Source organism: Streptomyces sp. GbtcB7 (assembly GCF_019091445.1).
Taxonomy (GTDB): Bacteria; Actinomycetota; Actinomycetes; order Streptomycetales; family Streptomycetaceae; genus Streptomyces; species Streptomyces mirabilis.
The window spans coordinates 37,115-55,297 of record NZ_JAGXJM010000010.1; the positions used below are offsets into that span (position 1 = coordinate 37,115).

At 69.9% G+C, this 18,183-nt stretch carries 15 protein-coding genes and 2 tRNA genes; 11 read left to right on the plus strand and 6 right to left on the minus strand.

The annotated features are described in order from the left end of the window. The first annotated feature begins 5 nt into the window (after window positions 1-5). Window positions 6-761 carry an AIM24 family protein gene (locus KVT44_RS17855; protein ID WP_060900241.1) on the plus strand — a complete coding sequence of 252 codons (756 nt, stop codon included), beginning with the start codon at window positions 6-8 and terminating at the stop codon, window positions 759-761. Between the two features lie 128 nt (window positions 762-889). Here the strand turns inward: KVT44_RS17855 and KVT44_RS17860 are convergent, their stop codons facing one another. Then, on the minus strand, window positions 890-1,417 hold the full coding sequence (locus KVT44_RS17860; protein ID WP_099920745.1) for an NUDIX hydrolase: 528 nt from the start codon (window positions 1,415-1,417) through the stop codon (window positions 890-892). Continuing rightward, entirely contained in the window at window positions 1,414-2,856 is a 1,443-nt protein-coding gene (locus KVT44_RS17865) for a zinc-dependent metalloprotease (RefSeq protein ID WP_054228168.1), read from the minus strand. The genes KVT44_RS17860 and KVT44_RS17865 overlap by 4 nt, the downstream gene beginning before the upstream one ends. 191 nt (window positions 2,857-3,047) lie before the next feature. Here KVT44_RS17865 and KVT44_RS17870 point away from each other — a divergent pair, with 191 nt between their 5' ends. The 4 genes from KVT44_RS17870 (at window position 3,048) to KVT44_RS17885 (ending at window position 6,784) form a co-directional block, all read left to right on the plus strand. Further along, complete coding sequence (locus KVT44_RS17870; RefSeq protein WP_079065022.1) at window positions 3,048-4,163, plus strand: SDR family oxidoreductase; 1,116 nt, start codon at window positions 3,048-3,050, stop codon at window positions 4,161-4,163. A 620-nt stretch (window positions 4,164-4,783) separates the two neighbouring features. Next, window positions 4,784-5,245 carry a molybdenum cofactor biosynthesis protein MoaE gene (locus KVT44_RS17875; RefSeq protein ID WP_190172821.1) on the plus strand — a complete coding sequence of 154 codons (462 nt, stop codon included), beginning with the start codon at window positions 4,784-4,786 and terminating at the stop codon, window positions 5,243-5,245. Between the two features lie 150 nt (window positions 5,246-5,395). Then, complete coding sequence (locus KVT44_RS17880) at window positions 5,396-5,602, plus strand: hypothetical protein (RefSeq protein ID WP_099920743.1); 207 nt, start codon at window positions 5,396-5,398, stop codon at window positions 5,600-5,602. Between the two features lie 84 nt (window positions 5,603-5,686). Next, window positions 5,687-6,784 (plus strand): PDZ domain-containing protein, encoded by a 1,098-nt coding sequence (locus KVT44_RS17885; protein WP_217567772.1) that lies wholly within the window; start codon window positions 5,687-5,689, stop codon window positions 6,782-6,784. 93 nt (window positions 6,785-6,877) lie between these two features. Here KVT44_RS17885 and KVT44_RS17890 read toward each other — a convergent pair whose 3' ends face one another. Beyond that, on the minus strand, window positions 6,878-7,420 hold the full coding sequence (locus KVT44_RS17890) for a PPA1309 family protein (RefSeq protein WP_099920741.1): 543 nt from the start codon (window positions 7,418-7,420) through the stop codon (window positions 6,878-6,880). Between the two features lie 163 nt (window positions 7,421-7,583). Between KVT44_RS17890 and KVT44_RS17895 the strand changes: the two genes are divergently transcribed. The 4 genes from KVT44_RS17895 (at window position 7,584) to KVT44_RS17910 (ending at window position 13,661) form a co-directional block, all read left to right on the plus strand. Next, window positions 7,584-10,571, plus strand: a complete 2,988-nt coding sequence (locus tag KVT44_RS17895; RefSeq protein ID WP_217567873.1) for a UPF0182 family protein — start codon at window positions 7,584-7,586, stop codon at window positions 10,569-10,571. A gap of 144 nt (window positions 10,572-10,715) precedes the next feature. Next, window positions 10,716-10,789: transfer RNA gene (locus KVT44_RS17900), tRNA-Met, on the plus strand. 265 nt (window positions 10,790-11,054) lie between these two features. After that, window positions 11,055-12,878: an SEL1-like repeat protein gene (locus tag KVT44_RS17905; RefSeq protein ID WP_099920740.1), complete on the plus strand. Its 1,824-nt coding sequence runs from the start codon at window positions 11,055-11,057 to the stop codon at window positions 12,876-12,878. Window positions 12,879-13,587: 709 nt separating this feature from the next. After that, window positions 13,588-13,661 (plus strand) — tRNA-Met (locus KVT44_RS17910). A gap of 109 nt (window positions 13,662-13,770) precedes the next feature. On the opposite strand, the gene KVT44_RS17915 is transcribed toward KVT44_RS17910, so the two are convergent. Then, window positions 13,771-14,187, minus strand: coding sequence for a Fur family transcriptional regulator (locus KVT44_RS17915; RefSeq protein ID WP_054228161.1), 417 nt, complete (start codon window positions 14,185-14,187; stop codon window positions 13,771-13,773). A gap of 135 nt (window positions 14,188-14,322) precedes the next feature. Here KVT44_RS17915 and KVT44_RS17920 point away from each other — a divergent pair, with 135 nt between their 5' ends. Further along, window positions 14,323-15,792: a catalase gene (locus tag KVT44_RS17920; protein WP_099920739.1), complete on the plus strand. Its 1,470-nt coding sequence runs from the start codon at window positions 14,323-14,325 to the stop codon at window positions 15,790-15,792. 117 nt (window positions 15,793-15,909) lie between these two features. Here the strand turns inward: KVT44_RS17920 and KVT44_RS17925 are convergent, their stop codons facing one another. Further along, window positions 15,910-16,302 (minus strand): cyclic nucleotide-binding/CBS domain-containing protein, encoded by a 393-nt coding sequence (locus tag KVT44_RS17925; protein WP_217567773.1) that lies wholly within the window; start codon window positions 16,300-16,302, stop codon window positions 15,910-15,912. Between the two features lie 158 nt (window positions 16,303-16,460). Further along, entirely contained in the window at window positions 16,461-17,261 is an 801-nt protein-coding gene (hisN, locus tag KVT44_RS17930) for a histidinol-phosphatase (protein WP_075028981.1), read from the minus strand. A 233-nt stretch (window positions 17,262-17,494) separates the two neighbouring features. On the opposite strand from hisN, the gene KVT44_RS17935 reads away from it, so the two are divergent. Beyond that, on the plus strand, window positions 17,495-18,100 hold the full coding sequence (locus KVT44_RS17935) for a TetR/AcrR family transcriptional regulator (RefSeq protein ID WP_099943248.1): 606 nt from the start codon (window positions 17,495-17,497) through the stop codon (window positions 18,098-18,100). Window positions 18,101-18,183: the final 83 nt, after the last annotated feature.

Consider the following 18,183-nt stretch of genomic DNA (forward strand, 5'->3'; position numbering starts at 1 on the left):
ACATCATGCAGAGCCCGCTTTTCGGCTACAACGAGCAGCAGACCCAGGAGCGCTACAGCCTCCAGAACTCGCAGATGCTGCGAGTCGTCATGGAGGGGCACGACGACATCCTGGCCCGCAAGGGAACGATGGTCGCGTACCAGGGGCTCGTGGAGTTCGACGCCGAGTACCAGAACAACAGCCAGCACCGCGCACGTGCGTACACCGGTGAAGGCCTCGACCTGATGCGGTGCCACGGGCAGGGGACGGTCTATCTGGCCAATCTCGCCCAGCACGTGCACGTGGTCGACGTGGAGCAGGACGGGCTGACCGTCGACAGCAGCTACGTCCTGGCGATGGACTCCTCGCTGCACCACGAGGTCATCGCCGTGGACAGCCAGTACGGCATCTCCGGCTCCGGCAAGTACCAGCTCAACATCACCGGCCGGGGCAAGGTCGCCCTGATGACCTCGGGCATGCCGCTGATGATGCAGGTCACGCCGGACAAGTACGTCAACTGTGACGCCGACGCGATCGTCGCCTGGTCCACCGGCCTGCGTGTCCAGATGCAGGCCCAGACGCACTCCTCCGGGGTGTGGCGGCGACGGGGCAACACCGGTGAGGGCTGGGAGCTCAGCTTCCTGGGCCAGGGCTTCGCGCTCGTCCAGCCCAGCGAGCTGCTGCCGCCGCAGAACGCGGTGATCGGCCAGGGGCTGCGCGCCCAGTACGGCATGGGGCAGCAGGGGGCCCGGGCGCAGAACCAGGGCAACGTCTGGAGCTGACCCGCCGATGCTCGGTTGAACGGCCGGACCCGAGGTCGGCTGATCGACCGGCGGTCAGTTGACCGGGTGACGGTCCGGGAAACGAACGTAAGGGGCGATCGCCATGGCGGTCGCCCCTTACACGTGCCTCAGGCCGAGAGTCGTGCGCGGGTTGCTTCCAGGAGCCGTACGACCGAGGCGTCCGCCACGTCCGCGACCTCCTCGTAGGGGAACCAGCGCAGGTCCAGGGACTCGTCGCTGATCGCTGCCACGGCCTCGGCCGGGGCGAGCGCGGCGTACTGGACGTCCAGGTGCCAGTTGCACGGCGCCGGGATGGCGTGCCGGTCCAGGGTCACGGGGCCGCCCGGCAGCAGGATCAGACCCTCGATGCCCGACTCCTCGGTCGCCTCGCGCAGCGCGGCCGCCGCCAGCGTCGGATCGCCCGGCTCGCAGTGGCCGCCCATCTGCAGCCACATCTGCAGCTTGCGGTGCAGCGTCAGCAGGACGCGGCCGCCGACCGGGTCGATGACCAGGGCGCTGGCCGTGACGTGCCCCGCCGTGCAGGCCTTCCACATGCCGTCGGGATGCTCGGACAGATGGTCCAGATAGACCTGACGCAGCTCTTCCTGGTCCTCGTACTGCTTCAGTACGAGGACGGCGTCGTCGTGAAGGGTCACTCGGTGCCGTCGCCCTTGTCGTCGTCCTTGTCCTCGTCCGCGGGAGCGTCGTCCTTCTTCAGGTTCGTCTTCTCGGCGGAGCCGCTCGCCGCCTCGCCGAGCATCTTGTCGAGCTCGGAGAAGTCCAGCTGCTCGCGGTGCACGAAGCCGTCCGGGTCGTCGAGGTCGGACGCGGTCGGCAGCATGTCCGGGTGGGCCCACAGGCCGTCGCGGCCGTCGACACCGCGCGCGTCGGTGAGCGAGGCCCACAGGCGCGAGGCGTCCCGCAGCCGGCGCGGGCGCAGCTCCAGGCCGATCAGTGTGGCGAACGTCTGCTCGGCGGGACCGCCCGTGGCGCGGCGCCGGCGCAGCGTCTCGCGCAGCGCGTCCGCGGAGGAAAGACGCGGCTTCGCGGCCGCGTGCACGACCGCGTCCACCCAGCCCTCCACGAGCGCGAGCGCCGTCTCCAGACGGGCCAGCGCGGCCTTCTGCTCCGGCGTGTCCTCCGGCTGGAACATGCCCTGCTGGAGGGCGTCCTGCAGCTGCTCGGGGTTCTGCGGGTCGAGCTGGCCGACCACGTCCTCCAGCTTGGCCGTGTCGACCTTGATCCCGCGCGCGTAGCCCTCGACCGCGCCGAACAGGTGCGAGCGCAGCCACGGCACGTGCGAGAAGAGACGCTGGTGGGCGGCCTCGCGCAGGGCGAGGTAGAGCCGCACCTCCTCCAGGGGGATGCCCAGGTCCTTGCCGAACGACGCGATGTTCAGCGGCAGCAGCGCGGCCTTGCCGGCCGGGCCGAGCGGCAGGCCGATGTCGGTGGAGCCGACGACCTCGCCCGCGAGCACGCCGACGGCCTGCCCGATCTGCGTACCGAACATGGCGCCGCCCATGGAGCGCATCATGCCGATGAGCGGGCCCGCCATGGCCTGCATCTCCTCCGGCAGGACATCGCCCATGGCCGCGCCGACCCGCTCGGCGACCGGGTCGACGAGCTCCTTCCACACCGGCAGGGTCGCCTCGACCCACTCCGCGCGGCTCCAGGCCACGGCGGAGGCGGCGCCGGACGGCAGGGACGTCGCGTCGTCCAGCCACAGGTCGGCCAGGCGTACGGCATCCTGAACCGCGGTGCGCTCGGCGGGACCGACGCTCGCGTCCTTGGTGCCGTCAGAAGTGCCCTGGGAGACCGTCTGGCGGGCGATCTGCTTGGCCATGTCCCAATTCACCGGACCGCCCTCGTACGAGAGCATCTGACCCAGCTGCTGGAACGCGGCCCCCAGATCGTTGGGGTTCATGGAACCGAACATCGCTGCGAGCGGATTGTCGGCGCCGGGGCCGCCGGCTCCGGGCGGCCCGAAACCGAACGGTCCCTGTCCACCGCCGCTCTGCTGGTCCTTCTTCTTGCCCTCGTCGCCGTTCTCCGGCTCCTCCGGCGGAAGGCCGAATCCGAATGGGGTGTCACTCACGGGATTCCTCGGCTGGTAAGGCCGCCGGTTCGTTCCGACGGCGACTGCCCGACAACACCACCCAGCGTAGACACCCGAACCCGATCGGGCCTCGGTGCTTCGCCGACTCTTGGCCTGCGGCAGGATGGATGCCACCTGGTACGGATGCGTCACGCGCGTCCGTTACTGAAGACAACCGCTGGAGACGCCCGGTGAGTTCCCCAGATCCACAGGTTCGCGCAGCGCGAAACCACTCAACCAGCCCGCCCTTGCGCGGGCCCGTCGTCGCGGTCACCGGCGCCGCGTCCGGCGTGGGCGCGATGCTGACCGAGCGGCTTGCCGCCAGCGAGGAGATCAAGCAGGTCATCGCCATCGACGAGCGCCGCGGCGAGTGCGAGGGCGCCCAGTGGCAGATCCTCGACGTGCGGGACCCGGCGATCGCCGAGAAGCTGCGCGGCGCGGACGTCGTGGTGCATCTCGCGCTGGACCTCGACCTGGAGACGGACGCGGCGGCGCGCACGGCGTACAACGTCCGGGGGACGCAGACCGTGTTGACGGCCGCCGCCGCGGCCGGGGTGCACCGGGTCGTGCTGTGCACCTCCGCGATGGTCTACGGGGCGCTGCCCGACAACGAACTGCCCCTCTCCGAAGACGCCGAACTGCGGGCGACCGCCGAGGCCACGGGGGTCGGGGACCTGCTGGAGATCGAGCGGCTCGCCCGGCGGGCGCCGCGCGCGCATCCAGGGCTCAATGTCACCGTCGTACGGCCGGGGGTCCTGGTCGGTGGTGGTACCGACACCGCCCTGACCAGGTACTTCGAGTCTCCTCGGCTCCTTGTGGTGGCGGGGTCACGGCCTGCCTGGCAGTTCTGCCACGTCGAGGATCTGTGCAGTGCTCTGGAGTACGCCGTCCTGGAGAAGGTGGAGGGGGAGCTGGCCGTCGGGTGCGACGGGTGGCTGGAGCAGGAGGAGGTCGAGGAGCTCAGCGGTATTCGGCGGATGGAGTTGCCGTCCGCCGTCGCGCTGGGGGCTGCCGCGCGACTTCACCGGATTGGGCTCACTCCTTCGCCCGCCGGGGATCTGGCGTACACGATGTACCCCTGGGTGGTGAGTGGGAGCCGGATGCATGACGCCGGGTGGCGGCCGCAGTGGACCAACGAGGAGGTCCTCGCGGAGCTGCTGGAGGAGGTTGCCGGGCGGCACACCGTGGCTGGGCGGCGGCTGGGGCGGAAGGATGCGACGGCGGCGGGGGCTGCGGGGGCGACGGTTGCTCTTCTGGGTACGGCCGCGTTGGTTCGGCGGGCTCGGAAGGCTCGGCGGCGGATCTGAGTCCTGGGGGCGGGTGCGGGTGTGTCGTGGCCGGGGGCCGGTGTTCCGCCCCCGCCGCCCCTACCCGTCCCATCCCCGGGGGCTCCGCCCCCGGACCCCTGGCGGGGCTCCGCCCCTGCACCCCGGCGGGGCTCCGCCCCTGCACCCCGGCGGGGCTCCGCCCCAGCGCCCCCGGTGGGGGTGCGCTTCTGGACTTCGGCGGGGCTCCGCCACCGGCCCCCTGGCGGGGCTGCGCCTCTGGACTCCGGCGGGGCTCTGTCCCTGGCCCCACGGTGGGGGTGCGCTTCTGGACTTCGGCGGGGCTCCGCCACCGGACCCCTGGCGGGGCTGCGCCTCTGGACTCCGGCGGGGCTCTGTCCCTGGCCCCACGGCGGGGCTGCGCCCCTGGACCCCGGCGGGGCTCCGCCCCTGCACCCCGGCGGGTTCGTGTCGCCGCTGCCCTCGGGGCTTCGCCTCCGAGCCCGGGGGTGGACTGGACGGCCTCGTCGTCGAATGGTGGACGGGCCGGGGTGGGTGGGGTACGGGCTTGTTCCCTCTGTAGGAGGCTCCAAAAGGTCACGTGTGTGTGCGGGGTGAACGGCGTATTTCGTGGGTGCCGTGGGGTGCGGCACGATGGGGCCATGGCACCTACCTTTGAGCATCCGGGTGAGTTGGGCGCGCAGGATCCGATTCGGCTGTTGGCGATTCGGGACGAGCCGCTCTCCTTGGACGAGGTCTTCCGGGCCGTCGGGGATGACGCCGCCGGGGGGACCGCGCTCTTCGTGGGGACCGTGCGCAATCACGACGGGGGTGCCGACGTCGACGCGCTGGGGTATTCGTGTCATCCCAGCGCGGAGGCCGAGATGCGGCGGATCGCCGAGAAGGTGGTCGCCGAGTATCCGGTTCGGGCGCTGGCCGCCGTGCACCGGGTCGGTGATCTGGCCGTCGGTGATCTCGCGGTGATCGTCGCCGTGTCGTGTCCGCACCGCGGTGAGGCCTTCGAGGCGTGTCGCAAGCTGATCGACGACCTCAAGCACGAGGTGCCCATCTGGAAGCACCAGAAGTTCTCCGACGGCACGGAGGAGTGGGTCGGAGCCTGTTGAGGGAGTCGGCCGGACGTGTGAGTCCGGCCTCACCGAGTTCTCACCCTTGCTCCGGTTGCGTAACCGACCCCCTGGTATGAGCGTTAACAAGGCGGATGGTTAATCTGCTGATCAGTCAGTTGCGGTCGCTCGTGGGGTTGGGAGGTCGGCATGGCGTCGCTCGCCTGGTTGTTGATTCCGCTTTCGGCTGCGATCGGTGCCGGACTGTGGGGCAGTTGGGCCAGCCGGAACCGCAAGACGGTGGGAGACGGCATCGAGCTCGAGGGGTACGCGCGCTTCCGCGCGGCCATGGAGCGCTCCGAGGCCGTCATGGTGCGGCCCGGTGCCGGAGAGAAGCCGCACTCCGACGCAGTCTGAGGCCAGGGCCCCGCAGGGGCCGCCCGGGCCCCGTACGGACGGCCCCGACAGTGCGCTGACAGCACCGTCCCGTACTGTCGTGGCATGCCACGCCGCACCGCGACGATGCTCGCCTCCACCCTGATCCTGATCGCGCTCCTGTGCGCGGGAGTGTTCATCAAAGTGCCGTACTCGGAGATGTCACCGGGGCCGACGGTGAACACACTGGGCGAGCACGACGGCGAGCCGGTGCTGCAGATCTCCGGACGCAAGACGTACCCGGCCACCGGGCACCTGAACATGACCACTGTCCGGGTCACCAGCGCCGACTACAACATGAACCTCGTAGAGGCCGTGTACGGGTGGCTGGCACATGACAACAAGGTCGTACCGCACGACACGCTCTACCCGGACGGCAAGACCGAGCAGCAGTCGACGCAGGAGAACGCCGAGGAGTTCAGCCAGTCCCAGGAGAGCGCCAAGGTGGCCGCTCTGAAGGAGCTGGGCGTCCCGGTGAAGTCCTGGGTGATCGTGTCGACCGTCGTCAAGGGCTCCCCGGCCGAGGGCCGGCTGCACGCCGGTGACGTGATCAAGAGCGTCGACGGTACGGCCGTCAAGGCACCCGAGGACGTCGCCAAGCTGGTCACCAAGCACAAGCCCGGCGAGAAGGTCGTCTTCACGGTGGTGCCCGCCAAGGAGCAGGCCGCCGCCGAGAAGGCGGGCAAGACGGCCACCGCGACCACGGACGTGACCATCACCACGGCGAAGTCCAGTGACAGCGGCGCGTCCCGCGCCATCGTCGGCATCTCGGCCGGGACCGATCACACGTTCCCGTTCAGCATCGACATCAAGCTCGCCGACGTCGGCGGTCCGAGCGCCGGGCTGATGTTCGCGCTGGGCATCGTGGACAAGCTGACCCCGGGCGACCTCACCGGCGGCAAGTTCGTGGCCGGCACCGGCACCATCGACGACAGCGGAACCGTCGGTCCGATCGGCGGCATCGAGCTGAAGACGATCGGAGCGCGCGAGAAGGGCGCCCAGTACTTCCTGACGCCCAAGGACAACTGCGCGGCCGCCGCCAAGGACACCCCCAAGGGGCTCACCCTCGTCAAGGTCAACACCATCGACGACGCGATGAACGCCCTGAAGGACATCAGCTCCGGCAAGACCGCCGACCTGCCGAAGTGCACCACCAAGGGCTGAGAGGCCGACCGGCGGCGGTACGCATGGGCCGTACGGCGTGATGGGGGGCGCCCCCGGAAGTCCGGGGGCGTCCCCATCACGTACACCAGGACGTCAGTCCGCGAACGTCGCCGACAGCGCCTCCGCCAGGCCCGGCACCAGGCCCGCGCCCGTGAGGACCTCGGTCGGCGCGTCCTTCTCGCGCAGACGCAGTGCGGAGTCGCGGGTGCCGTCGCGCAGGACGCCGACCGTCATACGGACCTCCTGGCGGTCCGGGTGCTCGGCGACCCACTTCGCGAGCTTCTTGTCGCTCAGGCCTTCCGGGACGGAGGCCTCCGCGGACGGCGGCAGCATCAGCCGCTCCACGGTGAGCGCGCAGCCGACCACGGCGTCGGGCCAGGCGATGGTGCCGAGGAACTCGTCCAGCGGCTTGTCGGCAGGGATCTCGTCCTGCTCGATGGGGGTGAGACCGGTGGTCTCGGGCTCGTCCTGCAGGCCGAGCTGGGCCGCGAGGCCGGGCTCCTGGGCCCGCAGTCGCGCGGTGTCTACGAGGGCGAAAAGGCGAGCGGGCTGGTCCCAGCCGAGGCCGGAGACGTACTCGTCGATCTCGAGTACGGCCCGGGTGAGCGGGCTCGCTGCCATGGGAGTGTTGGACATGGTCACAATCCTGCCTCGTTCGTACCCGGATCCGGGAACCGAGTAAAGCGTGAGTAAGTTGCATAGATGAGGCTCCACGATCACGGAGCCTGACGGATGGTCCGCTTCACGGGGACCTGACGGATCAACAGCGAACTTCGAGGTGCGCACCTTGGCTTTCCAGATGCCGGACCGCGGCGGAGGCCCGACGGGGCCACGGATCAGAGTGGGCCGACCGTCCGGGCGTGTCCGGACCCTGCTCATGACACTGGGCGTGCTGGCCGTGCTGGCCATGGCGTTCGTCATGTTCGCGGGGTTCTGGACGGACTGGCTCTGGTACCGGTCGGTTCACTACTCGTCCGTCTTCACGACCACCCTGTGGACCAAGATCGGGCTCTTCTTCGTCTTCGGCCTGATCATGGCGGCCTCGGTCGGCGTGAACATCTGGCTGGCCCACCGGCTGCGACCGCCGCTGAGCGCGATGTCGATGGAGCAGCAGAGCCTCGACCGGTACCGGATGGGGATCGCGCCCTACAAGAGGTGGCTGCTGCTCGGCATCACCTCCCTGGTGGGGCTGATCGCCGGCGCGTCGGCGTCGGGCCAGTGGCGTACATGGCTGATGTGGGTGAACGGGGTTCCCTTCCACCAGAAGGACCCCCAGTTCCACCTCGACGTCTCCTTCTATGCCTTCGACCTGCCCTGGTACCGGTTCCTGCTCGGCTTCGGCTTCGCCGCCGCCGTGCTCTCGCTGATCGCCGCCGCGCTCACGCACTACCTCTACGGAGGGCTCAGGATCACCTCCCCGGGCGCGCGCGCCACGGCCGCGGCGACCGGGCACCTGTCGGTGCTGCTGGGCATCTTCGTCGCCCTGAAGGCGGTCGCCTACTGGCTCGACCGCTACGGACTCGCCGTGAAGTCCAGCGACTTCAAGGCGACCGGCAACTGGACGGGCCTCAGGTACGTCGACGCCAACGCGTATCTGCCCGCCAAGACGATCCTGTTCTGCATCGCCGTCATCTGCGCGCTGCTGTTCTTCGCCACCCTGTGGCGGCGCACCTGGCAGCTGCCCGTCATCGGCTTCGGCCTGATGGTCCTCTCGGCGATCCTCATCGGCGGTCTCTACCCGGCGATCGTGCAGAAGTTCCAGGTTCAGCCGAACGAGCAGGCCAAGGAAGCGCCGTACGTCGAGAAGAACCTGAAGGCGACCCGCGAGGCCTACGGCATCGACGGCACCCAGGTCTCGGAGTACGCGGGCAAGAGCGACACCAAGGACAAGACCAAGCAGCGCGACGACGCCGACACCACGGCGAGCATCCGTCTGCTGGACCCGAACATCGTCTCGCCGACGTTCCAGCAGTTGCAGCAGATGAAGAACTACTACGCGTTCCCGACCAACCTGGACGTCGACCGGTACAGCAAGGACGGCAAGGACCAGGACACGGTCATCGGACTGCGCGAGCTGAACCTGAACGGCATTCCGAAGAACAACTGGATCAACGACCACTTCCGCTACACGCACGGATACGGCGTGGTGGCCGCCAAGGGCACCACGGCGACCTCCGGTGGCCGGCCCGTCTTCACCGAGTCCGACCTGCCGTCCAAGGGCGACCTGGGGACGTACGAGCAGCGGGTCTACTACGGCGAGAAGACCACGCAGTACTCGATCGTCGGCGGTCCCCAGAAGGAGATCGACTACTCCGACGACAGCGGTGAGAAGACCACCAGCTACAAGGGCGAGAGCGGGGTCAGCCTCTCCAGTCCGGTCAACCGGGCCGCGTACGCCGTGGCGTTCGGCGAGCCGCAGATCCTCTACTCGGGCGCGATCGGCGAGGGTTCCCGGATCCTCTACAACCGCACCCCCAAGGACCGCGTCGAGGCGGTGGCCCCCTGGCTGACCATCGACGGCGACGCCTACCCGGCCGTGGTCGACGGCAAGATCCAGTGGATCGTCGACGCCTACACCACGACCAACGGCTACCCGTACGCCTCCCGCACCACCCTCGGTGACACGACGGCGGACTCGCTCACCGCGACCAACAACCAGCGCGCGGTGGTGGCCCAGCAGAACCAGGTCAACTACATCCGCAACTCGGTGAAGGCGACCGTCGACGCGTACACCGGCGAGGTCAAGCTCTACCAGTGGGACACCAAGGACCCGGTCCTCAAGACCTGGATGAAGGCGTTCCCGAACACGGTGGAGCCGAAGACGGCCATCTCGCAGTCGCTCATGGACCATCTGCGGTACCCGCAGGACCTGTTCAAGGTCCAGCGCGAGCTGCTCACCCGCTACCACGTGAAGGACGCGCAGACGTTCCTCAGCGGCAGCGAGGTGTGGCAGGTCCCGGACGACCCGACCAACAGGTCGGGCAACGCGGTGCCGCCGTACTACCTGAGCATGCAGATGCCCGACCAGCAGGCGCAGACGTTCTCACTGACGACGACGTTCACGCCGAACGGCCGGGACAACCTGAGCGCCTTCATGTCGGTCGACTCCGAGGCGGGCACCAGTGATTACGGCAAGATCAGAATCCTGAAACTGCCGACCAGCGAACCCGTCGACGGGCCCAAACAGGTCCAGAGCCAGTTCAACTCCCAACAGGACATCGCCGAGTCGATCAGACTTCTGAAGGGCGGGGACTCGGAAGTCGAGTACGGCAATCTGCTGACGGTTCCGCTCGACGGAGGACTGCTCTACGTGGAGCCCGTCTACGTACGCGGTGGCGACCTCAAGTACCCCTTGTTGCGCAAGGTGTTGGTGACCTACGGAGGCAACACCGCCTTCGAGGACACGCTCGACCAGGCGCTCAACAAGATCTTCGGGACGGACAGTACGACCAGTCCACCGGCCGACACGGGGACCACCCCACCGCCGACGTCGAGCAACCCGACGGTCCAACAGGCGCTCACCGACGCCCAGAAGGCCTTCGACGCGGGCCAGGACGCCCTCAAGAAGGGCGACTGGACGGCGTACGGGCAGGCACAGAAGGATCTTCAGGACGCGCTGAAGCGGGCCGAGGACGCTCAGGCCAAGGCCGACAAGAGCGCCACCGGTGGCAGCGGCGGCAGCAAGAGCAACGACAAGGGCAGCAGCCCGAGCAGTAGTCCGAGCCCGAGTGGCAGCAGCAGTCCGAGCCCCAGCGGCAGCGGTAGTCCCAGCGGCGGTACGACCTAGGGCGGCGGTACGGGCCAGGGCGTCGGCCGGTCCGCCGGGCCGGTCGGCGGCTGGTCCGGTTCTTGGCTCAGCCGCTGGTCAGAGGCCACCTCCGCCGCTGGTCAGAGGCCCCCTCCGCGCCGTGGTACGGTTGCAACACAACGGCGCGGGGTGGAGCAGCTCGGTAGCTCGCTGGGCTCATAACCCAGAGGTCGCAGGTTCAAATCCTGTCCCCGCTACTGAAAAGCGAAGGCCCGGATCCTCACAGGATCCGGGCCTTCGCTGTGTGCGCACACGTGTACTGCACCCGTATGACGACCTGAGTAGGACGCGTGCGCGGGGTGCGTGCGACGACCATGGGCGACGCGCCGAAGGCTGCGCCATCCGTGGGGAGTTGGGAAAACTGTGTTTGACTTGTCTCTCTGTGGGCATGTCGACAAAACGCTGAAGTGACCTCACTGACTGCGGTATACCAGGTGTACCCAGGTTGCAGGTGGTGCGACGATGGACGTTATGGGGGACAAGGCAACTCTGTTGGATACAGGGCGTTTTGTGCAGCCTTCAGACCGGGACGAAACCGGCGAGGCTGCCGAGGAAGCACGTCAGCGGCTCGCCGCCGAGGCCGGCGACGTCGAGGCGATGAGTGTCCTCGGAGCGATGCTGCTGCGCCGTGGCGATCTCGACGGAGCCGAGCCTCAGTTGCGCGCGGCCACCGCCGCCGGTGACCGCGCCGCCGCCAACAACCTTGGTGTCCTCCTGCATCAGCGCGGGTACGCCGACGAGGCCGCCGGGTGGTGGCGGATCGCCGCCGTCGCCGGGTCCGCGGCCGCCGCGCACGCGCTCGGGCGCTATCACCGGGAGCGGGGGGACGAGCCCGCCGCCGAGTACTGGCTGCGCCAGTCCGCCGAGCAGGGGCATGCCCTCGGGGCGTACGCGCTCGCCGATCTGCTGGAGCACCGCAGTGACGTCGGCGCGGAGCAGTGGATGCGGGCGGCCGCCGAGCGGGGGCACCGCGAGGCGGCGTACCGGCTCGCGCGCACGCTCGACCGCAAGGCCGCGGACGCGGGCGAGGGCAGGGGCGACAACGGTGTCATCGGCGTCATAGGAGCCGCCGGTGAAGAGGCCGAGCAGTGGTACCGGCAGGCCGCCGCGCGGGGGCACCGGCGGGCCGCGCTGCACCTCGGGGCGATCCTGGAGAAGCGGGGGCACCTCAAGGAAGCGGGGCGCTGGTATCTGACGTCCGCCAAGGACGGAGAGGCGCGGGCCGCCTGCGCGCTCGGGTTCCTGCTGCGGGACGCGGGGGACACGGAGAGCGCGGCCGTGTGGTGGCTGCGGGCCGCGCAGGACGGGGACGGGAACGCCGCGAACGCGCTGGGGGCGCTGCACGCCGAGCGCGGCGAGACGCAGACCGCCGAGCGGTGGTACCGGGCCGCCATGGACGCCGGTGATGTGAACGGCGCGTACAACCTCGGGCTGCTCTGCGCCGAGCAGGGGCGGACCGCGCAGGCCGAGCAGTGGTATCGGCGGGCCGCGTACGCGGGGCACCGTGAGGCCGCGAACGCGCTGGCGATCCTGTTGCTTCAGGTCGGGGACTCGGCCGGGGCCGAGCCGTGGTTCTCCAAGGCCGCGGAGGCCGGGAGTGTGGACGCCGCGTTCAATCTCGGCATCCTGCATGCCGGGCGGGGGAGCGAGGACGACGAGGAGGCGGCGCTGCGGTGGTACGAGCGGGCGGCTTCCGCCGGGCACACCGAGGCGGCGCTGCAGGTCGGTATCGCGCGGCTGCGGGACGGGGACGAGCTGGAGGCGGAGCGGCATCTGAGGTGTGCGGCGGGGGGCGGTAGCGCGGAGGCCGCGTACCGGCTGGCCGCCGTGCTCGACGCTCGGCGGCCGCCGGCGCCCGCGCATGAGCTCGGGGAGCCGGCGCAGGAGAAGAGCGAGTGCGAGGAGTGGTACGAGCGGGCGGCCTCCCTGGGGCATCGGCGGGCGCAGGTGCGGGTCGGGATGCTCGCCGCGGCTCGGGGTGATGTGGTGGAGGCGGCTCGGTGGTACCGGTCGGCCGCGGAGGCCGGGTCTCGGAACGGGGCCTTCAATCTGGGGCTGCTGTTGGCTCGGGAGGGGAGTGAGCCGGAGGCCGCGTTGTGGTGGACCCGGGCGGCGGATGCGGGGCATGGGCGGGCGGCGCTTCGGCTTGCGCTCGTGTATGCGCGGCGGGGGGAGTTGGCGGAGGGGCAGCGGTGGGCTGATCGGGCGGTTGCGCTGGGGCCTGCGGAGGTGGCTGAGCGGGCGGCTCGGTTGCGGGATGCGTTGCGGCAGGAGTTGTCTGCGTGAGTTTGTGGCGGTGGGTGGGGGCTGGTCTCGGGGTGTTCTCGCCCCCGCCGCCCCTACCCGACCCATCCCCGGGGCTCCGCCCCGACCCCCACCAGGGGCTCCGCCCCTGAACCCCGGCGGGGCTGCGCCCCTGCACCCCACCAGGCTGGCCCTGGCCTCCTGCGGGGCTGCGCCCCTGCACCCCACCAGGCTGGCCCTGGCCTCCTGCGGGGCTGCGCTCTAGGGCCCAGTCGGTCCGTACCCCTGGACCTTCGCGGGGATGCGTGCCCTGCCGGGCTGGGCCTGGACCTTCGCGGGGCTGCGCCCCTGCGTCCTGCCGGGCTGGCCCTGGCCTCCTGCGGGGCTGCGCTCTAGGGCCCAGCCGGTCCGTGCCCCTGGACCTTCGCGGGGTGCGCGCCCTGCCGGGCTGGGCCTGGGCCTCCGTAGGGCTGCGCCCCTGCGCCTCGCCGGGCCCTGCCCCGGACTCGCGCGGGGTTGCCCCCTGCGCCGCGCCGGGCTGTGCCTCTGGACCGCCGGGGGCTCCGCCCCTGCAGCCCCGTCGGGGACTGCGCTTCCGTACCCCGTGGGGCTCCCGCCCCCGTACCCCGTGGGTGCTTCTCTTCTCGTCGTATCCCCGGGGGTGGCCCTGGAGCCCCCTCGCCCGTGTTCAAGGGGGCGTCTATGGGATTTGCACTGGTCCACCTGGTTGACGTAATGTTCAGTTCATCGACGCGGGGTGGAGCAGCTCGGTAGCTCGCTGGGCTCATAACCCAGAGGTCGCAGGTTCAAATCCTGTCCCCGCTACTTGAAGGCGAAGGACCCAGATCATTGAGATCTGGGTCCTTCGGCGTTTAGCCGGGGTGGGGGGACACGGGGAAGCCCCGGCGTTCGTGGAGGCCGGGGCTTCGGGGAGTCAGGCTGAGGCGCAGGTGGGGCACAGGCCCCGGTATGTCACCTCTACGTCCGAGACCGTGAAGCCGAAGCGCTCCGAGTCGGGGAGGTCGGCGAGCGGGTTGCCGCTCGGGTGGACGTCTCGGATCGAGCCGCACTGGGCGCAGACCAGGTGGTGGTGCGGACGGTGCGCGTTCGGGTCGTAGCGCTTGGCGCGCTTGTCCGTCGCGACTTCCAGCACCTCGCCGAGCGAGACCAGCTCCCCCAACGTGTTGTAGACGGTCGCCCGGGAGATCTCGGGCAGCTTGGCGACGGCCCGGGCATGCACCTCGTCGGCCGTCAGATGGACGTGATCGCCGTCGAGGACCTCGGCCACGACACGCCGCTGCGCGGTCATTCGCCAGCCGCGTCCGCGCAGTCGTTCCAACAGGTCACTCATACAGGCCAGCTTAACAGCAAGGTGACCAGATCCCGAATGGGTGTGAATTTGGATGAGTGCTTGATTTGGATTTAGTCTAATGTAGGATCGGTTCGGCATTGGACGTTGGGTGGGACCGGGCAGGACCGGTCCGGAATGACGCAGGAGGCGCACGTGACGCAGGGACCGCTTACGACGGAGGCCGGCGCGCCGGTGGCCGACAACCAGAACAGCGAGACCGCGGGCGTCGGCGGCCCGGTGCTCGTTCAGGACCAGCTGCTTCTCGAGAAGCTCGCCCACTTCAACCGTGAGCGCATCCCGGAGCGTGTCGTGCATGCCCGTGGCGCCGCCGCCTACGGCACCTTCACGGTCACCGCGGATGTCACCCCGTACACCCGCGCCGCGTTCCTCTCCGAGGTCGGCAAGCAGACCGAGACCTTTCTGCGGTTCTCGACGGTGGCCGGCAACCTCGGCTCCGCGGACGCGGTCCGTGACCCCCGCGGCTTCGCGCTGAAGTTCTACACCGAGGAGGGCAACTACGACCTCGTCGGCAACAACACCCCGGTGTTCTTCATCAAGGACGCCATCAAGTTCCCCGACTTCATCCACACGCAGAAGCGCGACCCGTACACCGGTTCGCAGGAGGCCGACAACGTGTGGGATTTCTGGGGCCTCAGCCCCGAGAGCACGCACCAGGTCACCTGGCTCTTCGGCGACCGGGGGATTCCTGCCTCCTACCGGCATCTCAACGGGTACGGCTCGCACACGTACCAGTGGAACAACGAGGCCGGCGAGGTCTTCTGGGTCAAGTACCACTTCAAGACCGACCAGGGCATCAAGAACCTCACCCAGGCGGAGGCCGACAGGCTCGCCGGCGAGGACCCCGACTCCCACCAGCGCGACCTGCGCGAGGCCATCGAGCGCGGCGAGTTCCCGTCCTGGACCGTGCAGGTGCAGATCATGCCGGCGGCCGACGCGGCGACCTACCGGTTCAACCCCTTCGACCTCACCAAGGTGTGGCCGCACGAGGACTACCCGCCGATCGAGATCGGCAGGCTGGAGCTCAACCGCAACCCGGAGAACATCTTCGCCGAGGTCGAGCAGTCGATCTTCTCGCCGGCACACTTCGTGCCGGGTATCGGGCCTTCCCCCGACAAGATGCTTCAGGGGCGGCTCTTCGCCTACGGCGACGCGCACCGCTACCGCGTCGGCATCAACGCCGACCACCTGCCGGTGAACCGCCCGCACGCCGCCGAGGCGCGCACGAACTCCCGTGACGGCTCCCTGTACGACGGCCGCCACAAGGGCGCGAAGAACTACGAGCCGAACAGCTTCGGCGGTCCGTTCCAGACGGACCGGCCGCTGTGGCAGCCGATCGCGGTGACCGGCCACACCGGTGAGACCGAGGCGCCGTCCCACTCCGAGGACGACGACTTCGTGCAGGCGGGCAATCTGTACCGCCTGATGTCGGAGGACGAGCAGGGGCGTCTGATCGCGAACCTGGCGGGTTTCATCGCCAAGGTCTCCCGTGACGACATCGCCGAGCGCGCGATCAACAACTTCCGTCAGGCTGACGAAGACTTCGGCAAGCGGCTGGAGGCCGCGGTCCGGGCCCTGCGCGGCTGACAACCAGCACTGGATCGCTTGTCGTGGACGGTGGGCCGGATCCCTCTGAGTGATGGGGGTCCGGCCCGTCGGCATGTGCGGGCCCGGCAGCGGTGCCCGGGAGGGGTGCCGGGGCGTCTACGCGGGTACCCGCTGCCGCTTCGGAGCCCAGCAGCGGATGATGTCGCGGACCGAGACGATGCCGACCGGGCCGTTGCCGTCGAGCACGATCAGGTGTCGGAAACCGCCGTGTGCCATCGCCGCCGCGGCTTCCTCCAGGGTCCAGACGGGGGCGGCGAAGACGACGTCGGTCGTGGTGTGGGTGCCCGCGGTCTCGGTGTCCGGGTTCTGACCGAGGGCGATCGAGTTGAGGATGTCGCGTTCGGTGAGGATGCCGAGGCCGGATGAGTCCTCGTCGTGGACGACGGCCGCGCCTACGCGGCGGGAGGACATCAGGCAGGCCGCCTGGCGGAGTGTGTGTGCCGGGCCGATGGTGAGGACCACCGTGCTCATGGCGTCGCGGACGAGCATGGGCTGGAGCCACCTCCTTGGTGAAGCGCCAAGAGAAGCGATTCACAAGTTCACAAGTGGGGGGACTCTCAGAGTCGCAGTTAAAGGGAGGGTCAACAAGAGGGCGTGCGGTGAGTTTCGGGGGCGCCCATGGGTCACAAGGGCACGCCATCGGCTCTTCAGTACCGCTGGTTCAGATAGCCCAGCAGCTCGTCGTGGAGGATGCCGTTCGAAGCGGCCGCGTTGCCGCTGTGCGGCCCCGGGCGGCCGTCGAGGCCCGTGAAGGATCCGCCCGCCTCGGTCACCACGATCGCGTTCGCCGCCATGTCCCACAGCGACAGCTCGGGCTCCGCGCAGATGTCCACCGAACCCTCCGCCACCATCATGTACGGCCAGAAGTCGCCGTACCCGCGCGTGCGCCAGACCGCCTTCGTCAGGTCCAGGAAGCCGTCGAGGCGGCCCTGGTCCTCCCAGCCGGACAGCGAGGAGTACGCGAAGGACGCGTCGGCCATCCGCGAGACCTGGGAGACCTTCAGGCGTGTGGCCGAGGACAGGCTGCGGCCGCTGAACGCGCCGTGCCCCTTCGCCGCCCACCAGCGGCGGCCCAGCGCGGGCGCGGAGACCACTCCGACCACCGGCTGGTAGCCGCCCTCGCCCGCTTCCATCAGGGAGATCAGCGTGGCCCAGACGGGCACCCCGCGGACGTAGTTCTTGGTGCCGTCGATCGGGTCGATCACCCAGCGGCGCGGGCCGGTGCCCTCGATGCCGTACTCCTCGCCGAGGATCGCGTCGCGTGGCCGTGCCCGCTGGAGGTGGCCGCGGATCAGCTCCTCGGCGGCCTTGTCCGCCTCGCTGACCGGTGTCATGTCCGGCTTGGTCTCGACCTTGAGGTCGAGCGCCTTGAACCGGTCCATCGTCGCCGCGTCGGCGGCGTCCGCCAGGACATGGGCCAGGCGCAGGTCATCGCGATAGTCGGGCATGACTGCACCGTATATGGCCCACTCGGGCCACAGCCATACGGCCCGGGGGATCATCGGGCACGGTCATGGGGCTCGGGGCGCCTCCGGGGCGCGGGCCGCACGGCCTGGTTGATCATCGCGGCGTGCGGCGGTCGACGCACGCCCCTCAACGCCGCCGCGAACCCTTGACAGTGCCCCTGTGCGCGTCAAATCTGAGCTGCAATGCCGCCCGCTCGCCCCCAGGGAGGCGAAAGATGCCTGCAGCGCGGGAATCCCTTCTGGATGCCGCCTATACGGCGCTCGCACACCGCCCGTGGTCCACGGTGCGGATGGTCGACGTCGCCGCCGTGGCCGGTGTGTCCCGCCAGACGCTCTACAACGAGTTCGGAAGCAAGGAGGGGCTCGCACGCGCCCTCGTACGGAGGGAGGCCGACGGCTATCTCGCCGGTGTCGAGCGTGCGCTGGCCGCCCACGCGGACGCGCGCGAGCGGCTGGTCGCGACCGCCGAGTGGACCACGTCGGCGGCCCGGGGCAACGCGCTCGTACGGGCCATGCTGACCGGGTGCTGGAGTGAGCGGCTGCCGTCGCCGACGCTCTCGGCGGTGCCGTCGTCGTCCGCGGTGCCCGCGCAGCGCAGGGCGGACGGGCCGTTGCCCTCGCCGGCGGACTTCGTGGCGCTCGTACGGGATCGGGCCGTCGCGGCGTTGTCCGGGCCCGGGGCGATGCGGGCGGACGTGGGGGAGTTGGCCGGGGCCTGTGAGTTGGTGGTGCGGTTGTCGTTGTCGTGTGTGGCGGCTCCGCCGGGGGAGGGGGGAGTGACGGAGCTGGTGCGAGGTGCGCTGCCGCGGCAGTGGAGATGACTCGCCTACTGGGGTGCCGGGGAGCGTGCGTCGGCGGGTGCGGCGTCGTTGTGGCTGGTCGCGCAGTTCCCCGCGCCCCTGTC